15 protein-coding genes are annotated in these 19720 nt (G+C 61.9%); all 15 read left to right on the top strand.

Annotation, left to right across the window (positions count from 1 at the left end):
* Window positions 1–15: 15 nt before the first annotated feature.
* The 15 genes from PY254_RS06035 to PY254_RS06105 all read left to right on the top strand — a co-directional run bounded on the left by PY254_RS06035 (window position 16) and on the right by PY254_RS06105 (window position 19645).
* The gene (locus tag PY254_RS06035; protein ID WP_281014572.1) at window positions 16–1269 is read left to right on the top strand and encodes an ABC transporter permease; all 1254 of its coding nucleotides are present in this window, start codon (window positions 16–18) and stop codon (window positions 1267–1269) included.
* Between the two features lie 78 nt (window positions 1270–1347).
* Complete coding sequence (locus PY254_RS06040; RefSeq protein WP_281014573.1) at window positions 1348–1851, top strand: nuclear transport factor 2 family protein; 504 nt, start codon at window positions 1348–1350, stop codon at window positions 1849–1851.
* A gap of 81 nt (window positions 1852–1932) precedes the next feature.
* On the top strand, window positions 1933–3225 hold the full coding sequence (locus PY254_RS06045; RefSeq protein ID WP_281014574.1) for an ABC transporter permease: 1293 nt from the start codon (window positions 1933–1935) through the stop codon (window positions 3223–3225).
* Between the two features lie 28 nt (window positions 3226–3253).
* Window positions 3254–4477, top strand: coding sequence for an ABC transporter permease (locus PY254_RS06050; RefSeq protein WP_281014575.1), 1224 nt, complete (start codon window positions 3254–3256; stop codon window positions 4475–4477).
* The gene (locus PY254_RS06055) at window positions 4477–5775 is read left to right on the top strand and encodes an ABC transporter permease (protein WP_281014576.1); all 1299 of its coding nucleotides are present in this window, start codon (window positions 4477–4479) and stop codon (window positions 5773–5775) included. The genes PY254_RS06050 and PY254_RS06055 overlap by 1 nt, the downstream gene beginning before the upstream one ends.
* 1 nt (window position 5776) lies before the next feature.
* Window positions 5777–7009 carry an ABC transporter permease gene (locus tag PY254_RS06060; RefSeq protein WP_281014577.1) on the top strand — a complete coding sequence of 411 codons (1233 nt, stop codon included), beginning with the start codon at window positions 5777–5779 and terminating at the stop codon, window positions 7007–7009.
* Window positions 7010–7082: 73 nt separating this feature from the next.
* The gene (locus PY254_RS06065; RefSeq protein ID WP_281014578.1) at window positions 7083–8387 is read left to right on the top strand and encodes an ABC transporter permease; all 1305 of its coding nucleotides are present in this window, start codon (window positions 7083–7085) and stop codon (window positions 8385–8387) included.
* 7 nt (window positions 8388–8394) lie between these two features.
* Window positions 8395–9627 carry an ABC transporter permease gene (locus PY254_RS06070; protein WP_281014579.1) on the top strand — a complete coding sequence of 411 codons (1233 nt, stop codon included), beginning with the start codon at window positions 8395–8397 and terminating at the stop codon, window positions 9625–9627.
* A 145-nt stretch (window positions 9628–9772) separates the two neighbouring features.
* Entirely contained in the window at window positions 9773–11092 is a 1320-nt protein-coding gene (locus tag PY254_RS06075; RefSeq protein WP_281014580.1) for an ABC transporter permease, read from the top strand.
* Between the two features lie 78 nt (window positions 11093–11170).
* On the top strand, window positions 11171–12385 hold the full coding sequence (locus PY254_RS06080) for an ABC transporter permease (RefSeq protein ID WP_281014581.1): 1215 nt from the start codon (window positions 11171–11173) through the stop codon (window positions 12383–12385).
* A 55-nt stretch (window positions 12386–12440) separates the two neighbouring features.
* Window positions 12441–13760 carry an ABC transporter permease gene (locus tag PY254_RS06085; RefSeq protein WP_281014582.1) on the top strand — a complete coding sequence of 440 codons (1320 nt, stop codon included), beginning with the start codon at window positions 12441–12443 and terminating at the stop codon, window positions 13758–13760.
* 1 nt (window position 13761) lies between these two features.
* Window positions 13762–15012, top strand: coding sequence for an ABC transporter permease (locus PY254_RS06090; RefSeq protein ID WP_281014583.1), 1251 nt, complete (start codon window positions 13762–13764; stop codon window positions 15010–15012).
* Between the two features lie 148 nt (window positions 15013–15160).
* A complete protein-coding gene (locus PY254_RS06095) occupies window positions 15161–16474 on the top strand; it encodes an ABC transporter permease (protein ID WP_281014584.1) in 1314 nt (437 codons plus the stop codon).
* 17 nt (window positions 16475–16491) lie between these two features.
* Window positions 16492–17724, top strand: a complete 1233-nt coding sequence (locus PY254_RS06100; RefSeq protein WP_281014585.1) for an ABC transporter permease — start codon at window positions 16492–16494, stop codon at window positions 17722–17724.
* A gap of 94 nt (window positions 17725–17818) precedes the next feature.
* Window positions 17819–19645, top strand: a complete 1827-nt coding sequence (locus tag PY254_RS06105; protein WP_281014586.1) for a DUF885 domain-containing protein — start codon at window positions 17819–17821, stop codon at window positions 19643–19645.
* Window positions 19646–19720 lie beyond the last annotated feature (75 nt).

Raw genomic sequence — 19720 nt, forward strand, 5'->3', positions numbered from 1 at the left:
AAAAGGAACAACTTCATGACACTGCATCCCATGATCTCGGCGCTGCGGCGGCACAAGGCCGGTGTGGTGTTGATCGCCCTGCAGATCGCGCTGACCCTGGCGATCGTCTGCAACGCGGTATTCATCATCGGTCAGCGTATCGAACGGGTGAACCGCCCGACCGGCCTGGACGAAAGCAACTTGTTCCTGATCAGCCAGCAATGGGTAGGCGCGCCCAGCGGTGATGATGCAGACAGCGTCCAGAAACTGGACAACATGCAGCTGGCTGATCTCGCCGCGCTGCGCAGCCTGCCGGATGTCGCCTCGGTGGCGCCTGTCAATTCACTGCCGCTGTTGAACTCCTCGTGGAATGGCTCGGTGGCGGTAAAACCGGGTCACGAGTTGCGTGATGGAAACGCGCGTACCACCTACTACTTCAGTGACGAGCAGATGCTGTCGACGTTGGGGCTCAAGCTGGTCGCCGGACGCAACTTCACCGCAGCTGACGTGCAGCATCGCGGATTTCGCGATCAGACCGAACCGTCCATCGTGATCCTGACCAAGGCGCTGGCCGACAAGCTGTTCCCCAAGGGTGATGCGCTGGGCAAGGTGATTTACCTCGATGGCAGCCCGGCGCCGACCACCATCATCGGCCTGGTCGAGCGCCTGCAGGTTCCTGCCACGGGCAGCTGGACCAATGCGTTTGTCTGGAATTCGGTACTGGTGCCGACGCGGCTCAATGCCAACTTCGCGCGCTACGCGGTGCGTGCCCGGCCCGGTCGGCTGCAGGCGGCCATCAAGTCGGTGACGCCTGCGTTGTACAAGGTCAACCCGCTGCGTGTGCTGGATGACGACAGCGTCCGCTCCTTCGCCGACATCCGCACCGAGGCCTACCGCGCCGACGTGGGCATGGCGATCCTGATGGGCGTGGTCTGCCTGATCCTGCTGGCAGTCACCGCGGCCGGCATCGTCGGACTCACCAGCTTCTGGGTCGGTCAGCGTCACCGGCAGATCGGCGTGCGCCGTGCACTGGGTGCTCGGAAAATCGACATCCTGCATTACTTCCAGCTGGAGAACCTGGTGATCGCCGGCATTGGCGCGGTGGTTGGCCTGCTGTTGGCGGTGGGTTTGAACATGCTGTTGATGCAGCACTTCGAAATGGACCGGCTGCCGGTGCCCTACGTGCTGGCCGGTGTTGCGCTGGTGTTGGCGCTGGGGCAGGGCGCGGTGTTCGTGCCAGCGCGACGTGCTTCCAACGTGCCGCCGGTGGTCGCCACCCGAGCTGTCTAGAACCTCACGACAAACCTCGCCAGCGCAGGCGTGCTGCTGGCGGATGTCCCTTCGATGCTGACCGATGCTGGAGTTGTCGTGAACAAATTCGCTGCGTTGCTGATTGCCATTCCCGTGCTCGCGCTGTCCGGCTCGCCCGCTGCCTCTGCGGCGGACAAGCAGCAGCCGCCACCGAGCTCAGGCAGTGCGTTGTTCAACACGATATCGGCACTGGATACGGCGGTGTTCGATGCGTTCAACCACTGCAGCGTGCCGGCGCAATTGCAGAAGCACGCCAGCTATTTCGCGCCCGATGTCGAGTTCTATCACGACACCGGCGGGGTCACCTGGACACGCAAGGAAATGATCGACAAGACCCGCCAGAACGTCTGCGGCCATTTTCGGCGCGAACTGGTGCCCGGCAGCCTGAAGGTTTATCCGATCAAGGATTTCGGCGCTATCGAGCAAGGCGTGCACCGCTTCTGCCAGTTCGATACCGGCAAGTGCGATGGCATCGCCGACTTCACCATCGTGTGGCGCCATCAGGGTGATGCATGGCAGATCACGCGGGTGCTCAGCTATGGGCACCATGCGGTCGAATAACAGCGGTTCGACCCGTCGCGCACCAAGCATCGTTCCCATCGCAACGCAGTGAAAGAAAGCATCCGTCCCCGGAAAACACGAATGTTCGCCTACTACCTCGACCTCGCCCTGCGCAGCCTGAAACGCAACAAGGCACTCACCACGCTGATGGTGCTGGCGATCGCGCTGGGCATTGGCACCAGCATGACCACGCTAACCGTGCTTCATGTGCTGTCGGGCGATCCCATTCCTCAGAAAAGCGCGCAGCTGTTTCGTGTGCGCATGGATGTCTTTCCCGATGATCGTTTCGAAACCGGCGAAGAGGCGCCGGAAAATCTGAGTCGTCACGATACGGACGCCTTGCTGCGTGATGGTCGCGCCGATCGCCAGGCGGTGATGTCGGCCGGCTCGATGGTGGTGACGCCCGCGCAAGGCGAATTGCTGGCCGTGGAGGCGCGTTACACCACCGCGGATTTCTTCCCGATGTTCGACGTGCCGCTGCGTTACGGCAGCGCCTGGAGTAGGGCGGACGACGCCGCACATGCGCATGTCGCGGTGATTTCAGATTCGCTGAATCAGCAACTGTTCGGGGGCAAGAACAGCGTCGGACAGACCTTGCGGGTTGGCAACCAGGGCCTGCGCATCGTCGGCGTGCTCGGTGACTGGGACATGAATCCGCGCTTCTACGATTTGAGCAACAGTCAGTTCGGCGACAGCGAGCAGGTTTTTGTTCCCATGGATACGGCGCTGGACCTGAAGTTGGCCACCAGTGGCAGCATGAATTGCTGGGGCAACGTACAGGATAACCATGCGGCGGATGCGCCGTGTCTGTGGCTGCAATACTGGGTCGAGCTGGACTCGCCGACGAAGGCGGCCGTCTATCGGCAGTATCTGCAGAATTACATTGCGATCCAGCACCAATCGGGGCGTTTCAAGCATTCTGGAAATGTCGCGCTGCAGGATGTCATGCAGTGGCTGGATCACAACGGCGTGGTGCCTTCGGACGTACGTCTGCAGATGTGGCTGGCATTGAGTTTTCTCGGCATCTGCCTGCTCAACACGGTCGGCCTGCTATTGGCCAAGTTCCTGCGTCGCAGTGGCGAGCTTGGCGTGCGCCGTGCGCTGGGTGCTTCACGCTCGGCGATCTTTCTGCAGTGCCTCGTCGAGGCGGCCGTAGTGGGGCTTGCCGGCGGGGTACTCGGCCTGGCCCTGGCCAGTCTCGGTTTGGTGCTCGTGCGCGCCCAGCCTACCGACTATGCGGCGTATATCCACATGGACCTGCGCATGTTGCTGTCCACGTTCGCCTTGTCCTTGCTGGTCAGCGTGCTGGCCGGCGTGTTGCCGGCGTGGCGAGCCACGCAAGTAGCGCCTGCCATCGCGCTGAAGTTGAACTAGTCGATCCGGTGAACGAAGGACAACACCCATGAACTTCATCCACATTCTTCGTGCCCTGCGCAAGCATCGGATTGCCGTCGCCCTGCTGGTGCTTGAGATCGCGTTCTCTTGTGCGGTGATTTGCAACGCGCTGTTCCTCATCGGTACGCGGCTGGAACGCATGCACCGGCCTACCGGTGTCGACGAAAGTCATCTGGTTCAGTTGCGCGTACACAGTGTTGCGCTCGGTTCGCCCGAATCGATCCTGGCGCAGACCCGCACCGACCTGGCGGCCTTGCGTGCGATCAGTGGTGTCACTGACGCGTCGATCGTCAATCAAACACTGTTTGGCAACAGTTTCAGTTCCAGCGGCGTAAGCCTCAGCGACGACGCCAAGGCGCCCCGCATCGGGGTGACGCAATACATGGGCGATGCAAGCTTGTTCGATACGCTGGGACTGAAGTTGGCGGCAGGGCGCCAATTCAATGCAGATGAGTTCGTCACCTCGGCACAACTGGATGGCGGTGTCTCTGGCGTGCCGGTGATGATCACTCGCGCCTTGGCTGCTCATCTGTTTCCAGGGCAGTCGGCGGCAGGAAAGAACATCTATGCGTTTGGCGCCAACCCGGTGGTCGGTGTGATTGATCGGCTGGTGCAGCCGCGAGACGACGGATCGGTGGGGCAGTACGACTATGCCATGGTGTTTCCCATCGATCTGGCCTATCCGCGCGGCACTTATTTGTTGCGGGTGAAAGACTCCACTCAACGGCAAGCGGTGATCGAGCGAGCTATCCAGACGCTCAAGACGAGCGGGCCGCTACGCCTGGTTTCGTCCAGGAGCGCAACGACGCTTGAAGCGGCGCGCAACAAGTACTACCGCAATGATCGCGCGATGGCCTGGTTGCTGGTCGGGGTTTGCGTTCTGCTGCTCGTCGTCACCGCCATGGGTATCGTCGGCCTTACCAGCTTCTGGGTAGCGCAACGTCGACGTCAGATCGGCATTCGCCGCGCGATCGGTGCGACAAGGGGCGACATTCTTGGTTATTTCCAGACCGAAAACTTCCTGATTTCCAGTTTTGGCATCGCGCTCGGCATGGTTCTGGCCTACGGCTTCAATCTTTTGCTGATGCTGCATTACGAACTGGGGCGATTGCCCGGTTACTACTTCCCCATCGGTGCGTTGGTGTTGTGGGCACTGGGACAACTGGCAGTACTGGGGCCGGCACTGCGCGCCGCCGCGGTGTCACCGGTGGTGGCGACGAGGAACGTGTGATGTTTGCCTACTACCTCGAGCTGGCCCTGCGCAGTCTGAAACGCAACAAGGCACTCACCGCACTGATGGTGCTGGCGATTGCGCTGGGCATTGGCGCGAGCATGACCACGCTGACCGTGTTGCACGTGCTGTCGGGTGATCCGCTGCCGGGGCGCAGCAGCCTGTTGTATGCGCCGCAGCTCGATCCACGCGATATGGGTGACTACCAGCCGCAGGCCGAGCCGCCGGATCAGGTCACCTGGATTGACGGCACGAACCTGCTGCAGGCGCAGCGTGCGGATCGCCAGGCGCTGATGACAGGTGGCTCGGTGGCCATCCAGCCGACGCAGTCCGCATTCGATCCGTTTTATGAGACGGCCCGTTACACCACGGCCGATTTCTTTCCCATGTTCGGTGTGCCGTTCCAATACGGCCATGCCTGGGGCGCCGCGGAGGATGCGACGAGCGCGGCCGTGGTGGTGATCAGCAGCAAGCTCAATGAAAAATTGTTCGGCGGTCGCGACAGTAGCGGGCGCTTGCTGCGTCTTGAGGGGCACGCGCTGCGCATCATTGGCGTATTGGGCGATTGGCGCCCGAATCCACATTTCTATGATCTCAACGTGAAGAACTACGGTGAGGACGAAGGCGTCTATCTGCCGTTGTCGACCTCACAGGATTTGCATCTGAAGCATCTGGGCGGCGCTGACTGCTGGGGTAATGGCGGCGACGACGCCACGCATACGGCGCCTTGCGTGTGGCTGCAGTTCTGGGTGCAACTGGACACGCCAGCCAAGGCGGCTGCGTACCATCAGTTTCTGGTCCATTACTCGCAAGAGCAAAAGACGTTGGGCCGCTTTTTGCGTGCACCCAACGTACGCCTGCGCAATCTAATGCAGTGGCTGGACTACGAGCAGGTGGTGCCCGGTGACGTGCGACTGCAGAGCTGGCTGGCGCTGGGTTTCCTGTTGGTGTGTCTGGTCAATACGGTGGGCCTGATGCTGGCCAAGTTCCTGCGCCGCTCCGCCGAACTGGGCGTGCGTCGTGCGCTCGGCGCATCACGCCGTGCGCTGTTCAGCCAGTTGCTGGTGGAGTCCGGTGTGATCGGCCTTGTCGGTGGCCTGGGCGGTTTGATGCTGGCCTATTTGGGGCTGTGGCTGGTACGTCGACAGCCGGCGGACTACGCGCCGTTGGTGCATCTCGATGGCGCGATGCTGCTGCTGACGATCGTGCTGGCGGTGGGTGCCAGCCTGCTGGCCGGGGTGCTGCCGGCGTGGCGTGCCTGTCACATTGCGCCGGCCCTGCAACTGAAGAGCAACTGAAATGGACATCCGACCGATTCTTTCCACTTTGCACCGGCACAAGATCACCGCATGGCTGTTGATCCTGGAGATCGCGTTGACCTGCGGCATCGTGTGCAACGCGGTGTTCCTGATCAATCAACGCCTGCAGCGCATGGATATTCCCAGCGGTATCGCCGAGCACAATTTGCTGCAGATCAAATTTGCCTACGTCGGCGATCAAACAGATGCCTATGCGCAGGCGCAAACCGATCTGGCCACGCTGCAGCAGATTGCCGGGGTGCAGGCGGTGGCCCTGGTAAACCAGCTGCCGCTCAGTGGTCACGCGATGTCGAACAGCGGCATCAAGTTGCGTCCCCACCAGCGGCAGGCGTCGCTCGAGGTAGCGAGCTACTACGGCCAGAACCTGCTGACGACGCTGGGTGTGCGGCTCATTTCGGGGCGTGATTTCCAGCCTGATGAACTGATCGACCTGAAATCCGTCTTGCCCGCGTTGCACGGTGGCGAGCTGAAAGATCTGCCCCACACCGTGATCGTCGCTCAGGCCGTTGCTGTGCGTCTGTGGCCCGATCAGAGTGCGCTGGGCAAGACGATCTATTTTGGTAACGACATACCGATGCAGGTGGTCGGTGTGAGCGCGCCACTGGCACGGCCGAACATGCTGCAGATGGGCGCCCAGAACAGCATTGTGTTTCCGATACGCCTGACCGCGGCAGAGGGCGGAAGCTACGTGATCCGCACCAACCCGCGCGATCGTGAGCAGGTGCTGAAATCCGCTCTGGCTGCGCTCAAGCGCCTCGATCCCAATCGCGTCGTGCTGGAGCAGCGCACCTATGACGAACTGCGCCAGGACCACTTCCAGGATGACCGCGCCATGGCCGGCATCCTGGTCGGTGTCATCGCTGCGTTGTTGCTGGTCACCGCGCTTGGCATCGCCGGCCTGGCCAGCTTCTGGGTCGGTCAGCGCCGCCGCACCATCGGTGTCCGCCGCGCGTTAGGTGCCACTCGGGCCAATATCCTGCATTACTTCCAGACCGAAAACTTCGTGTTGGCCACGATTGGTATCACGCTCGGCATGCTGCTGGCCTACGGCATCAACTTGTTCCTGATGTTGCATTACGAATTGCCACGACTGCCGGCGATCTACTTTCCGATGGGCGCGATCACGTTGTGGGTGATCGGTCAGTTGGCGGTGTTGGGCCCTGCATTGCGTGCGGGGGCCGTGCCGCCCGTCGTGGCGACCAGGAGCGTCTGATGAATATCTGCATGAATCACCCGGGCGCAGGGCTTGCACTCCAGCTTGATTCTGGCTTTGAAGGAGCGAAATGATGTTTGCCTACTATCTCGACCTTGCCCTGCGCAGCCTGAAACGTAACCGGGTACTCACCACACTGATGGTGCTGGCGTTGGCACTCGGTATCGGTGCGACGATCACCACCTTGACCGTGCTGCGACTGCTCTCGGGTGATCCGCTTCCGCAGAAGAGCGCGCAGCTGTTCTACCCGCAGATCGATCCGAATTCTAAGGACGGCTATCTCGAAGGGCAGACCAAACCGGATCTGACCATGGCCTATCCGGACGCGATGGCCCTGATGCACGCGAAGCGCGGCACCCGGCAAGCGGCGATGGCGATGACCCAGGCCAAGATCATGCCGGACAAGGCGCACGCCCGTCCGTTCTTCAGCGATGCGGTGATGACCACCGCGGATTTCTTCGCGATGTTCGATGCGCCGTTTCAGTACGGCAGCGGCTGGAGCGAGGCCGATGACGAGAGTGGCGCCGAGTTGGTGGTGATTGCCGGTTTTCTCAACGACAAGCTGTTTGGCGGCACCAACAGTGTCGGCAAGACCATCCGCGTCGGCGATCACGATCTGCGTATCGTCGGCGTACTCAAGCCTTGGTCGCCGCAGCCTCGTTTCTATACCCAGGGTATGGGTAGCCGCAGTTACGGGGATGGCGATGCAGTGTTTCTGCCGCTGCGCACCGCGCGGGCGATGGAGATGGGACCGCAAGACACGGAGTGCTATGCCGCCGTCGAGGATTTCCGGCACTTGGAGACGGCGCCGTGTGAGTGGCTGGGTGTATGGGTTGAGCTGAACAATGAGGGCGCCGTGGCCGGCTACAAACAGTTCCTCGACGGCTACGTCAAACAGCAGATCGCCATAGGTCGCTTCGTACGACCGGATACCTCGTTGCTCGATCTGATGAGCCTGATGCGCGAGCAGCAAGTGGTGCCGGATGACGTGCGGCTGCAGGCAGATCTGGCTTTTGGTTTTCTGTTGATCTGTGTAGTCAATACGGTGGGCCTGCTGCTCGCCAAGTGCCTGCGTCGCTCGCAGGAGATTGGTGTACGTCGCGCGCTGGGTGCCACGCGCAAGGAGATTTTCAGCCAGTTCATGGTCGAAGCCGGTATGGTCGGTCTGGCGGGAGGAGTGCTTGGCCTGGCGTTTGCCGAGTTGGGGTTGCTCGGCATTCGACATCAGCCGGCGCAGTACGCCAGCCTCGCGCATCTCGATCTCTCGATGTTTGCGTTCACCTTTGTCGTTGCCCTCGTGGCAAGTCTGATCGCCGGCCTGTTGCCCGCCTGGCGTGCCAGCGTGCTGGCGCCGGCTCCCCAACTGAAAGCGGCCTGAGGTGAGCATGGAAATCCGTCCGATTCTCGCCAGCCTGCGCAAGCATCGTATTCCCGCGATCCTGATCGTGCTGGAAATCGCGCTGGCTTGTGCCGTGCTGTGCAACGCCGTGTTCATGATCAGCAAACGCGTCAGCGATATTCATCTGCCCAATGCGATCGACGAACAGGGTTTGGTAGCCGTCACCCTGCGAGGCACCGACGACAAGCTCGTCGGCAGCGACCTTCCGCGTAATCTGGCCGCGCTGCTTGGCATTGCTGGCGTGAAACAGGTAGCCGTCACCAGCAGCCTGCCACTATCCCAAAACAACTGGGGATGGAGTTTCGGCAGCAGCCCCGACTCGGTCATCTCCGACAAGAAGAACATCAACGTCTCGCTGTATTTCGTTGGCGCTGGCGCCGACCAGGCGCTCGGCTTGCATCTGCTGCAGGGGCGCTTCTTCAACGCGGACGAGTTCGCCGACAGCAAATTCGATACCGCACCACTGCCCGAGACACACGTGGTGGTGGTGACGCAACGAACAGCTGAGCGCTTCTGGCCGGGCCAGTCGGCGCTGGGCAAGACGCTTTATTCCATGCCGCACTACTACAGCGTCGTCGGGGTGGTCGAGGATGTGCTTCGTCCCAACATCAACACGCAGAACACCGACAAGTCGTACGAAGACGTGTTCTTCCCGATGAGTGCAGCGGGCAGCAAGGGCGCGCTGGGCTTTTACCTCCTGCGCGGTGCTCCGCAGGATCGCGACCGTATCATGCGCGACGCCGAGCAGAAGCTGGCCGAACTCAATCCAGCGGCCATCGCCAAGGGCACGACCTACCTGGGCATTCGCGCAAAGTATTTCGCCGACATGAGCTCGATGGCCTGGATGCTGGTACTGGTCTGCGCGGTAATGCTCGCGGTAACCGCCTTCGGCATTGTCGGCCTGACCAGTTTCTGGGTCGGTCAGCGACGCCGGCAGATCGGCATACGTCGCGCGGTGGGGGCCACGCGTGGGCACATCCTGCAGTACTTCCAGACCGAGAACTTCCTGCTCACTTCAGCTGGCGTGCTGCTGGGCATGGGCTTGGCCTTTGGCATCAACCTCTACCTGATGCAGCACTACGAGATGGACCGCATGCCCTGGTACTACCTGCCGTGCGGTGCGCTCGCGCTGTGGCTGCTGGGCCAGGCCTCGGTATTCGGCCCGGCACAAAAGGCCGCATCGGTACCGCCGGTGGTGGCGACGCGGGGCATCGGATGAAAGTCTGCATGAATCATTCACGCTTGTGGTGGACCTCGCCTGTCGCGCGGGTTCGGCTCTGTCCCACACCTCGTTGGCAGTGGGTGTCGTTCTTCCGTGTCGCTCCGACCGTCCAACCTGTCTCTGTCTTCGAGGGTGAACCATGATGTTTGCTTATTACCTCGACCTCGCCCTGCGCAGCCTCAAGCGCAACCGGACACTCACGGCGCTAATGGTGTTGGCAATCGCTGTTGGCATCGGTGCCAGCATGACCACGCTGACCGTGATGCACTTGCTGTCGGGCGATCCGCTGCCGGGCCGAAGCGCGCATATCTACTACCCACAGGTGGATGCATCGCCAGCGGGTTACGCGAAAGGCGGGCCGCTCGATGTGCTCGACTATCACTCGGCGGTGGATCTTTGGACGGCGCATCGCGCGGATCGCCAGGCGTTGCTCGCCAACAGCGACGTGAAGGTGCAGGCACCCGGTTCGACGTTGCCGCCGCTGATGTTGCCGATGCTGGCGACGACTTCTGACTTCTTTGCGATGTTCGACGTGCCGTTCCAGTACGGCAGCGCCTGGACGGCGGAAGATGCTGCCAGCCGGGCGCGCGTGGCGGTGATTTCATCCAGCCTCAACGACCGCTTGTTCGGTGGCGCCAACAGCGTGGGCAAGACCGTGCGCCTGAAAGACAGTGACGTGCGCATTGTCGGCGTGTTGCAGAAGTGGCGGCCGTCGCCGCGCTTCTACGATGTGCGCGGTGGTCGTTTTGCCCAGGGCCAGACCTCGTCGTTCTACGACAAGCCGCAAGACGTGTTCGTGCCGTTCTTCAGCGCGCTGGAGATCAACGACGGTAACTTCTGGCAGTTCACTTGTTGGGGCGCCGTGTCCACGCCCGGGCATTTGCAGGACGCGCCGTGTGCGTGGGTGGCGCTGTGGGTGCAACTGGACAGTGCAGCCAAGGCCACGGACTACCGCAGCTTCATGACGCATTACGCCCAGGAGCAGAAGCAGTTGGGTCGTTTCGCCAACACCCAGACGCGCATGCCGAGCCTGATGCAGTGGCTGGATTTGAACCATGTGGTGCCCAGTGACGTGAGACTGCAGACCTGGCTGGCGTTTGCGTTCCTGGCGATCTGCCTGTTCAACACGGTGGGGCTGCTGCTGGCCAAGTTCCTGCGTCGCAGTAACGAGATCGGCGTGCGGCGTGCGCTGGGCGCCAGTCGTGGGGCGGTGTTCGCTCAATGCCTGGTGGAGGCCGGCATGGTGGGCCTGGTCGGTGGTATCGGCGGCTGGTTGCTGACCTTGCTGGGTCTGTGGCTGGTGCGTCAGCAGCCGGTCGAGTACGCCGACTTTGCGCATCTGGACCTTGGCATGTTCGGCCTGACGTTTGTGCTGGCGATTGCAGCCAGCCTGCTGGCCGGCGTGTTGCCGGCATTGCGAGCCAGTCGCGTGGCACCGGGGCTGCAACTCAAGACGCTTTAGCGCGCGATCACCGCGCAAGCAACCGGCGCTCCATGGCCGGAATCATCACTGGAACGGTTTCCTACAGGTAGTGACCTCATGCAGATCCAACCCATACTCGCTGCCCTGCGCAAGCATCGTCTATCGACGATTCTGATCGCGCTGGAAATTGCCTTGGCGTGTGCGGTGCTGTGCAACGCCTGTTTCATGATTACCCAGCGCATCAGCGCGATGCATGTTGACAGTGGCGTGGATGAAGCCGCGCTGGCGACGGTGCAACTGACCGGCTATGAACCGGCCCAGGCCGGCGACGTGGATGCACGGGTGCTGGCTGCCATGCGCGCGGTTCCCGGTGTGCAGTCGGCGTCGCTGCTGAACTCGATACCGTTCGGCAGTCGCCGTGGTACGGCAGGTCTCACCACCGATGCGGCTGGCCAGCATTTCGGCGGCGTGGTCGAGTTCTATGTGGGTGGTCCGGGCAGTCTGCATGCGCTTGGGGCCCAAGTGGTCGCGGGCCGTGCATCGCAGCCGGATGACTTTCAGCCGTTCACCGGATTCATGCCCGATGGTGGCTCCGTGCAAATCACCCAGTCGCTGGCCGAACACCTGTGGCCCGGTGTCGATCCGCTGGGCAAGGAATTCTGGGTGCTGAAGTCGCACTTCCGCGTCGTCGGTGTGCTGAAAAATCTGGTGCGGCCTGATCCGCTGGGCTGGGCGCCGCAAGAGCGCCAGTGGTCGGTGTTCGTGCCGGCGCAACCTGGTCCGTACCTCACCGGAAGCTATTTGTTGCGGGCGAATCCCGCCGACCTGCCGCGGGTGATGCGTGATGTTCTCGCGGCCGTTGCCAAAGCCGTGCCGAACGTGGTGATTGATCGGGAAAACAGCCATGCGCTGACCGAACTGCGCCACGACGTATTCAAGCCCGATCGCGCGATGACCGGCATGCTGATCGGCGTGATCGTGGCCTTGTTGCTGGTCACTGCGCTGGGCATCGTCGGTCTCGCCAGTTTCTGGGTGCAGCAGCGGCAGCGACAGATCGGTATTCGCCGCGCCATCGGCGCCACCCGCGGCGACATTCTGCGCTACTTCCAGACCGAGAATTTTCTGATCGTCAGTGGCGGCATCGCGCTGGGCATGCTGCTGGCGTATGGACTCAATCTGGTCCTGATGCAGCACTACGAATTGCCGCGCTTGCCGGCGTATTACCTGCCCATCGGCGCGCTGGTGCTGTGGGCGCTGGGGCAGTTGGCAGTGCTCGGACCGGCGCTGCGCGCCGCGGCGGTGCCGCCGGTGGTGGCGACAAGATCGGTGTAGTGCAAATGCGGTTGTCGGAGTTTGCAGCGTTGTGGATTTGACGAGGGAGAAGGGAATGTGGGGTTACAACATGGAACTGGCGTGGCGCGGTTTGCGGCATTTTCCGCGGATCACGTTGTTGAATGTGTTGGCGTTGGCCTTGGGTCTTGGCGCCACGGTAACGGCGCAAACCGTGACGCGGCTGTTGTCGGGTGATCCACTGCCCAATCGCAGTGGTTCGTTGTACGCCGTGCAAATGGATGCGCGCAGCAAGGCAGACATCAAGGAGTCCAGCTCGTCCCGGCTCCCCGACCTGTTGCCATGGCTGGACGTGCAACAGTTGCAGCACGTGCGGCCGGCAACCCCGCAGACGGCGGTGATCAATACCGACTTTCTGACCGTCAGCGGTACCGTGGGTGGAGCGGTGAAGGAAGTGAAGAATGTTTCCGGTCTGCAGGTGCAGAGTGCGTTCTTCGACATGTTTGCTGTGCCCTTGCTGCAGGGGCGCGCCTGGAGCACCCGTGATGATGAAGCGGCGTTACCGGTTGCGGTGATCTCCAGTGAGTTGAGTCACCGCCTGTTCGGCGACGCCTCGGCGCTGGGGCAGTCCGTGCAGATCGGCGGCAAGTTGTTCCGCGTGGTGGCCGTCAGCGGCGTGTGGAAGCCGTACCCGCATTTTTATGGACTGGGCATGTGCGTTTACGCATGCCCGGCCGAAGAGGTTTTCATTCCAGTCGCGGCGGCGCGGGAGCAGGGCGTGCGACTGGCCAGCTTCTCGACCTGTGGCACCCAGTCGATCACCAAGCCCGATGCCGCGATATGTCCGTATCTTGGTTTTTGGGTTCAATTGTCCACGGCGGAACAGCGCGCCGATTATCGGCAGATGCTCACGCGTTATGCCGATACGCAACATGCCGCGGGTCGGTTCGCGAACGGCGGCGCATCGGCGGTGGGTCTGCAGGATGTTCATGTCTTTCTTGATGCACATCATCTAGTGCCGGTGAGCGCGCGCTTCGGCGTCTGGTTGTCGTTGTCATTCCTGCTGGTGTGTCTGGCCAATGTCGCCGGCCTGTTGCTGACCCGTTTCCTGCGCAGTTCGGTGGAGTTGGGTATTCGGCGTGCGCTGGGCGCATCGCGTCGCGCGATCTTTTCGCAGTGTCTGCTGGAAGCGGGCTTGATTGGCGTCAGCGGAGGCGTGCTGGCGTTGCCGCTGGTCGGGCTGGGTTTGTATCTGGTGCGCCTGCAGCCGGTCGCTTACGCCAGTGTCATCCGACTGGACTGGTCGGTGGCGTTGACGCTGTTGCTGCTTTCGCTGGTGGCCAGCCTGGCCATTGGCACGGTACCGGCGTGGCGTGCCTCGGTGGTGGAACCGGGCCTGCAAGTGAAGGAGAACTGAGATGAGCTTGCGTCATATCGCCTCGGCCTTGCGCTTCAGTCGGCTCACCGCTTTCTTCCTGATTCTGCAGACGGCGCTGGCCTGCGCGATTGTCTGCAATGCCTTGTTCTTCATCGCGCAGCAGGCGGCACCGATGCTGGCTGCCACGGGCGTGGTTGCCGACCAGGTGTTGTATGTCGACCAGATTGCCTTCCCGAGCACGCTCGATCAGGCGACCGGCAGTGTCAGTGGTGGCGCCAACCTGGCTGACCTTCGCGCGTTGCAGGCGCATGTTCGTGCCATGCCTGGCGTGCAGTCCGTCGCGCTGGATCTGGGTATGCCTTATACCAGTGGCTTCAACGCCGAGGGCAACTGGCTGGATGAAAAAGGCAACACATCCGCAGCAGCCACGCTGTACATGGGTGACCATCTTGTGGATGCGCTGGGTCTGCAGCTGATCGAAGGGCGCGACTTCCTGCCTGAGGAAATTCAGCCCACGCATGGCATGGAAATGGATGCCTCGGTGGCCATCATTACGGCCGATGTCGCACAGCAACTTTTCCCCGCCGGTCATGCGCTAGGCCAGCGCATCGTGATGGGCAAGGACGCGGATGCCTTGCGGCCGGTAGTCATCGGTGTGGTGAAGTATCTTGCGGCACGTCAGCCCACGGACACCGAGCACGCCAATGCCACCGTGATCATGCCGATCATTCCCGGCGACGGATTTTTCATGGCCAACGCGGTGGTGCGCGCCAAGCCGGGTCAGACGGATGCCGTGGCGCGAGCGTTGCCGGCGCAGCTACGTGAGGATCTGCATTTGTCGCCAACCGCTGAACCACGCGTGCGCCGTTTCGAAACGTTGCGCGATGACTATTTCAGCGCCAACCGGAACATGATCCTGTTGCTGCTGGGCGTGACCCTTGCGGTGGTCGCCATCACCGTCATCGGCATCATGGGTCTGACCGGCTTCTGGGTGCAGCGGCGTCGTCGCCAGATTGGTATTCGGCGCGCATTGGGTGCCACCCGTGGCGACATCCTGCGCCAGTTCCTGCTGGAAAATTTTCTGGTCGTCAGCGTCGGCATTGTGTTCGGCATGCTCGCCGCTTATGCCGGAAATTTGTGGTTGATGACGCATCTGGAAATGGCCCGGTTGCCGCTGTTCTGGTTGCCCGTAGGCGCGCTGGTGCTGTGGGCGCTCGGACAACTGGCCGTGCTGTCGCCGGCGCTGCGGGCGGCAGCGGTGCCGCCGGTGGTAGCGACGAGGAGCGTGTGATGGGCACATCCGTTGATCATTCGCGCGCAGGGCGGGCACTGCCCGCCATGTTGGCGTGGGGTGATCGGGTACGCCGTCGGCGGACAGTGCTCGTACTACGTGTCACCGGTGCATTGCGACCCACTTTCGCTTCCGCAGGAGACTCATGATGCTCGGCTACTATTTTCATCTGGCACTACGCAGCCTCAAGCGCAACAAGCTGCTCACGGCGCTGATGGTGCTGGCGATCGGGCTGGGCATCGGTGCGAGCATGACGATGATTACCGTGCTGCATGTGATGACCAGCGATCCGCTGCCGGCTCGCAGCGCACAGCTGTTCACGCCACATCTCGATCCGTTGCCACTGGACTACAAGCAGCACGGTGATAGTCCTGATGCCAGCGACAACCTGACCTGGCGTGACGCCATGGCCTTGCTGAAGGCGCATCGTGGCGTGCGGCAGGCGGCAATGGCGGGTGGCTCGCTGCTGGTGCATCCGGCACAGACAGGGTTGCAACCTTTCTACGTGGATGGTCGCTTTGCCACCGCGGATATCTTCGCGATGTTCGGTGTGCCGTTCGAACGCGGGCAGGGCTGGTCCGCGGCAGACGATGCGGCACGTGCGCGCGTGGTGGTGTTGAGCGAAACCCTCAACAGGAAATTGTTCGGCAATGCCGACAGCATCGGTCAGAGGGTACGGCTGGGCGACGGCGATTATCGAGTGGTCGGCGTGACCACCGATTGGCGCCCGCAACCGATGTTCTATGGCGACATGTCGGCGCAGCAGTTCGCTGATCCCGATCAGTACTTCCTGCCGCTCTCCGTGGCGGTCGACCTGAAGCTGGATATCAATGGCAATCGTTCAAGCTGGGTCAAGGCGGTGGACCACGGCATGCTGACCAGCGACGGCATGTCGTGGCTGCAGTTCTGGGTACAACTGGATGGCAGCCAACAGGTGGCTGACTATCGCCGTTTCCTGCTCGACTATTCGGCCGAACAAAAAGCGCTGGGCCGGTTCCAGCGCCCGCCGACCAACGCGAAGCTCTACAGCTTGATGGGTTGGCTTAGCCACGAGAATCTGGTGCCCAACGACGTGCGCCTGCAAATGTGGCTGGCGCTGGGCTTCTTGTTTGTCTGCATGACCAACATCGTCGCCTTGCTACTGGCCAAGTTCCTGCGTCGTAGCGGTGAAATCAGCGTGCGCCGCGCGCTGGGTGCGCGGCGGCGCGATGTGTTTTTACAACTGGGCGTGGAGTCCGCGTTGATCGGGGTGGCCGGCGGCTTGCTGGGTTTGCTGATTGCGCAGTTGGGCTTGTGGAGCATCCGGCGTCGCCCCGACGACTATGCCCATCTGGCACAAATGGACGTTTCAATGCTGCTGGGCACGATCGCGCTGGCGATGGGTGTCAGCGTGGCCGCCGGCTTGTTGCCGGCGTGGCGCGCCTGCCGCGTGGCACCCGCCCTGCAACTGAAAACCCTGTGACGATGAGGATTGCCGCGATGAACCTGCGTCCCATACTTTCCAGCTTGCGCCAACATAAGCTCACCGCCTTCCTGCTGACCATGCAGGTGGCCTTTACCTGCGCCATCGTCTGCAACGTGGTGTTCATGATTGCCGGTCGCATGCAGCGCATCAGCGTGCCTACCGGCATGGCCGAAAACGAGTTGTCGGTGATCGCCAGCACGGGCATCGAAAAGGGAGCAAATCCTCAGGCTCTGCATGCCGCCGATCTGGCAACGCTGCGCGGAGTTCCTGGTGTGCAATCGGTGGTGGCAGTCAGCTATTCGCTGCCACTGAACCAGAACGAGGGGTCCCGCGGCCTCTGTCCGAGCAAGGAAGCGATGGATCGTGCGATGCAGCGGAACTCGATCGAAGGCAGCGGTTGCATGGAACCTGCCGTATACGACGGTACACCCGGCCTGATCAAGACGTTGGGCCTGCACTTGGTGGCGGGTCGTGATTTCCAGCCGGAGGAATACGTGAGCGAGGGCAAACCCGCCGTCGCCATCGTTACCCGCGCGCTGGCGCAGCATCTGTACCCGGGCAAGCAGGCGCTGGGGCAAAGCATGTACGACGGCGACAATTACATCCGCATCGTGGGCATCGTCGACACGCTGCTGCGGCCGAACCTGCGTGCGCCGGGCGTCGACGGCGACAGCATGATCTGGCCACAGCGTCCGGCTCATTTGAGTGTGCGCTACGTGATGCGCAGTGCCCCGCAGGATCGCGCCCGCGTGCTGCAGGCCGCTTCGGCTGCCTTGCTGAAGCTCAACCCGAATCGGTTGATCAATCCGAAGCGCATGCAGACTTACCACGAGATCCGCGCCGAATACTTCCAGCGTGACACCACCATGATTGGCCTGTTGATCGCCTCGGCACTGGGCCTGCTGTTCGTCACCGCGCTGGGGATCACCGGGCTGGCCAATTTCTGGGTGCAACAACGCACCCGCAGCATCGGCATTCGCCGTGCGATTGGTGCCACTCGCGGCGACATCCTGCGTTACTTCCAGACCGAGAATTTCCTGATCGTCAGCGGCGGCATCGTGCTGGGCATGTTGCTGGCCTTTCTGCTGAACGCGGTGCTGATGCAGCACTACGAGTTGCCGCGGCTGCCATGGTTCTATTTGCCAATTGGCGCGCTGGTGCTGTGGGCACTGGGCCAGCTGGCGGTGCTGGGTCCGGCATTGCATGCTGCGGCGGTACCACCCGTGGTGGCGACACGCTCCATCTGAGCGCCATGCACTCTGGCACGTGAGGAGGCGACTCATGCCAGTCACAATCGCTGCGTTCGTGCCCGCTTTGTTCACCACTCAAGGATGCCGTTTGATGAAAATTTTACCGATGCTGATTTGCGCGACCCTGCTGGGTTCGGTGACCCAGATCGCCCCGTTGCAGGCGATGCCGGCGGCGCAGGCGATTGCCAAGGGTGATGTGGGTAGCCGGGTGCAGGCGCTCAACGCCTTGCTGGCCGAGCAGTGGCAGTACAACCTGAAGAACAGCCCTGAATTCGCCACCATGCTGGGCGACCTGCGTTACAACGACCGCTGGAGCGATGCGTCATTGGCTCGCGTGCCGATTGAGCGCGAGGCGACGGAGGACTTCCTCAAGCGTTTCGAAGCGATCGATACCACCGGCTTCGCGGACAGCGACAAGCTCAATCAGCAACTGATGGTGCGTCAGCTGAAAGACCAGCTTCGCGGCGATGAACTCAAACTCTACGAGATGCCGCTGGATCAGATGAGCGGCGTCCATCTCGGACTGGCCGGCTTTGTCAGCTCGATCCCCTTCAACAACACCAAGGAATACGACGACTACCTGACCCGCCTGAAGGCGGTGCCAAAGTTGTTCGATCAAGTGACCGAGGTGGCGCGCCAGGGCCTGCGCGACAAGATGATGCCGCCGAAGTATCTGCTCGAAAAAGTCGCGGTGCAGATCGACAGCATCGAGAAGCCAGCCGGCATGGATAGCGTGTTCGCCGAACCGTTGAAGCATTTCCCGAAGTCCGTCTCGGCCGCTGATCAGAAACGCCTGCACGACGCGATTCTTGCAGCCATCGATAACGATGTGCGCCCGGCATACGTGAAGCTTGGCAAGTTCGTGACCAACGACTATGCGCCGCACGGGCGCAGCGAGCCGGGTGTGTGGAACCTGCCCAACGGCGAGGCGATTTATCGCTATGACGTCGAACAGATGACTACAACGAAGGAGACGCCGCAGCAGATCCACGACATTGGCCTGGCCGAGGTCAAGCGCATCGAAGGGGAGATGACGAAGATCGCGCAGGCGCGGGGTTTCAAGGATCTGGCCAGTTTCCGCGCGTCACTGAAGACCAACCCGAAAACCCATGCCAGCTCGCGTGAGGACATCCTCAATCGCTATCGCGGCTATATCGCTGGGATGCAGCCGGAATTGCCGAAGCTGTTTGGCTTGCTGCCGAAAACCAAGGTCGTGGTGATGCCGGTGGAGAAGTTCCGCGAGAAGGAAGCGGCGGCCGCCGAATACCATCCGGGTACGCCCGATGGCTCGCGACCGGGACAAATCTTCGTCAACACCGGCGACTTCGCCAACCGCAGCGTGTTGAGCATCGAATCCACGGCATATCACGAAGGCATTCCGGGTCATCACCTGCAGCTGTCGATTGCGCAGACCTTGCCGAAGCTGCCGCCGTTCCGTCAGCAAGCCGGCTACACCGCGTACATCGAAGGCTGGGCGCTGTATGCCGAGCAACTGGGCAAGGAGGTTGGTTTCTACAAGGATCAGCTGTCCGACTACGGTCGCCTGTCCGACGAGCTTTTGCGTGCGGACCGACTGGTGCTGGATACCGGCGTGCACTACAAGCACTGGACGCGGCAGCAGATGGTCGATTATTTCCACGCCCATTCCAGTCAGGACGAACCGGACGTGCAGGCTGAAACGGATCGCTACGTCACCTGGCCGGGCCAGGCACTGGCGTACAAGACCGGTGAGTTGAAGATACTCGAATTGCGCGCGCGCGCGGAAAAGGCACTGGGTGCGCAGTTCGACATTCGCGCCTTCCACGACGAGATTCTCAGCGGAGGTGCCTTGCCGCTGGACGTGCTGGAAACTCGCGTAGACAACTGGATTGCTGCAGTGAAGGCGGGCACGGCGCCGGCACATCCGGTCGCGATCTGAAAGCGGTTGCCGCCCTGGTCCGTCGGGGCGGCAACGTTGAGCAGGCGTCATGCCTGCTTGAATAGTTCGATAGTC

This window comes from Rhodanobacter sp. AS-Z3, from assembly GCF_029224025.1.
GTDB lineage: Bacteria > Pseudomonadota > Gammaproteobacteria > Xanthomonadales > Rhodanobacteraceae > Rhodanobacter.

Coding starts and splice junctions, on each gene's coding strand:
- PY254_RS06035 (WP_281014572.1), top strand. CDS start 16: ATGACACTGCATCCCATGATCTCGGCGCTGCGGCGGCACAAGGCCGGT.
- PY254_RS06045 (WP_281014574.1), top strand. CDS start 1,933: ATGTTCGCCTACTACCTCGACCTCGCCCTGCGCAGCCTGAAACGCAAC.
- PY254_RS06050 (WP_281014575.1), top strand. CDS start 3,254: ATGAACTTCATCCACATTCTTCGTGCCCTGCGCAAGCATCGGATTGCC.
- PY254_RS06055 (WP_281014576.1), top strand. CDS start 4,477: ATGTTTGCCTACTACCTCGAGCTGGCCCTGCGCAGTCTGAAACGCAAC.
- PY254_RS06060 (WP_281014577.1), top strand. CDS start 5,777: ATGGACATCCGACCGATTCTTTCCACTTTGCACCGGCACAAGATCACC.
- PY254_RS06065 (WP_281014578.1), top strand. CDS start 7,083: ATGTTTGCCTACTATCTCGACCTTGCCCTGCGCAGCCTGAAACGTAAC.
- PY254_RS06070 (WP_281014579.1), top strand. CDS start 8,395: ATGGAAATCCGTCCGATTCTCGCCAGCCTGCGCAAGCATCGTATTCCC.
- PY254_RS06075 (WP_281014580.1), top strand. CDS start 9,773: ATGTTTGCTTATTACCTCGACCTCGCCCTGCGCAGCCTCAAGCGCAAC.
- PY254_RS06080 (WP_281014581.1), top strand. CDS start 11,171: ATGCAGATCCAACCCATACTCGCTGCCCTGCGCAAGCATCGTCTATCG.
- PY254_RS06085 (WP_281014582.1), top strand. CDS start 12,441: ATGTGGGGTTACAACATGGAACTGGCGTGGCGCGGTTTGCGGCATTTT.
- PY254_RS06090 (WP_281014583.1), top strand. CDS start 13,762: ATGAGCTTGCGTCATATCGCCTCGGCCTTGCGCTTCAGTCGGCTCACC.
- PY254_RS06095 (WP_281014584.1), top strand. CDS start 15,161: ATGCTCGGCTACTATTTTCATCTGGCACTACGCAGCCTCAAGCGCAAC.
- PY254_RS06100 (WP_281014585.1), top strand. CDS start 16,492: ATGAACCTGCGTCCCATACTTTCCAGCTTGCGCCAACATAAGCTCACC.
- PY254_RS06105 (WP_281014586.1), top strand. CDS start 17,819: ATGAAAATTTTACCGATGCTGATTTGCGCGACCCTGCTGGGTTCGGTG.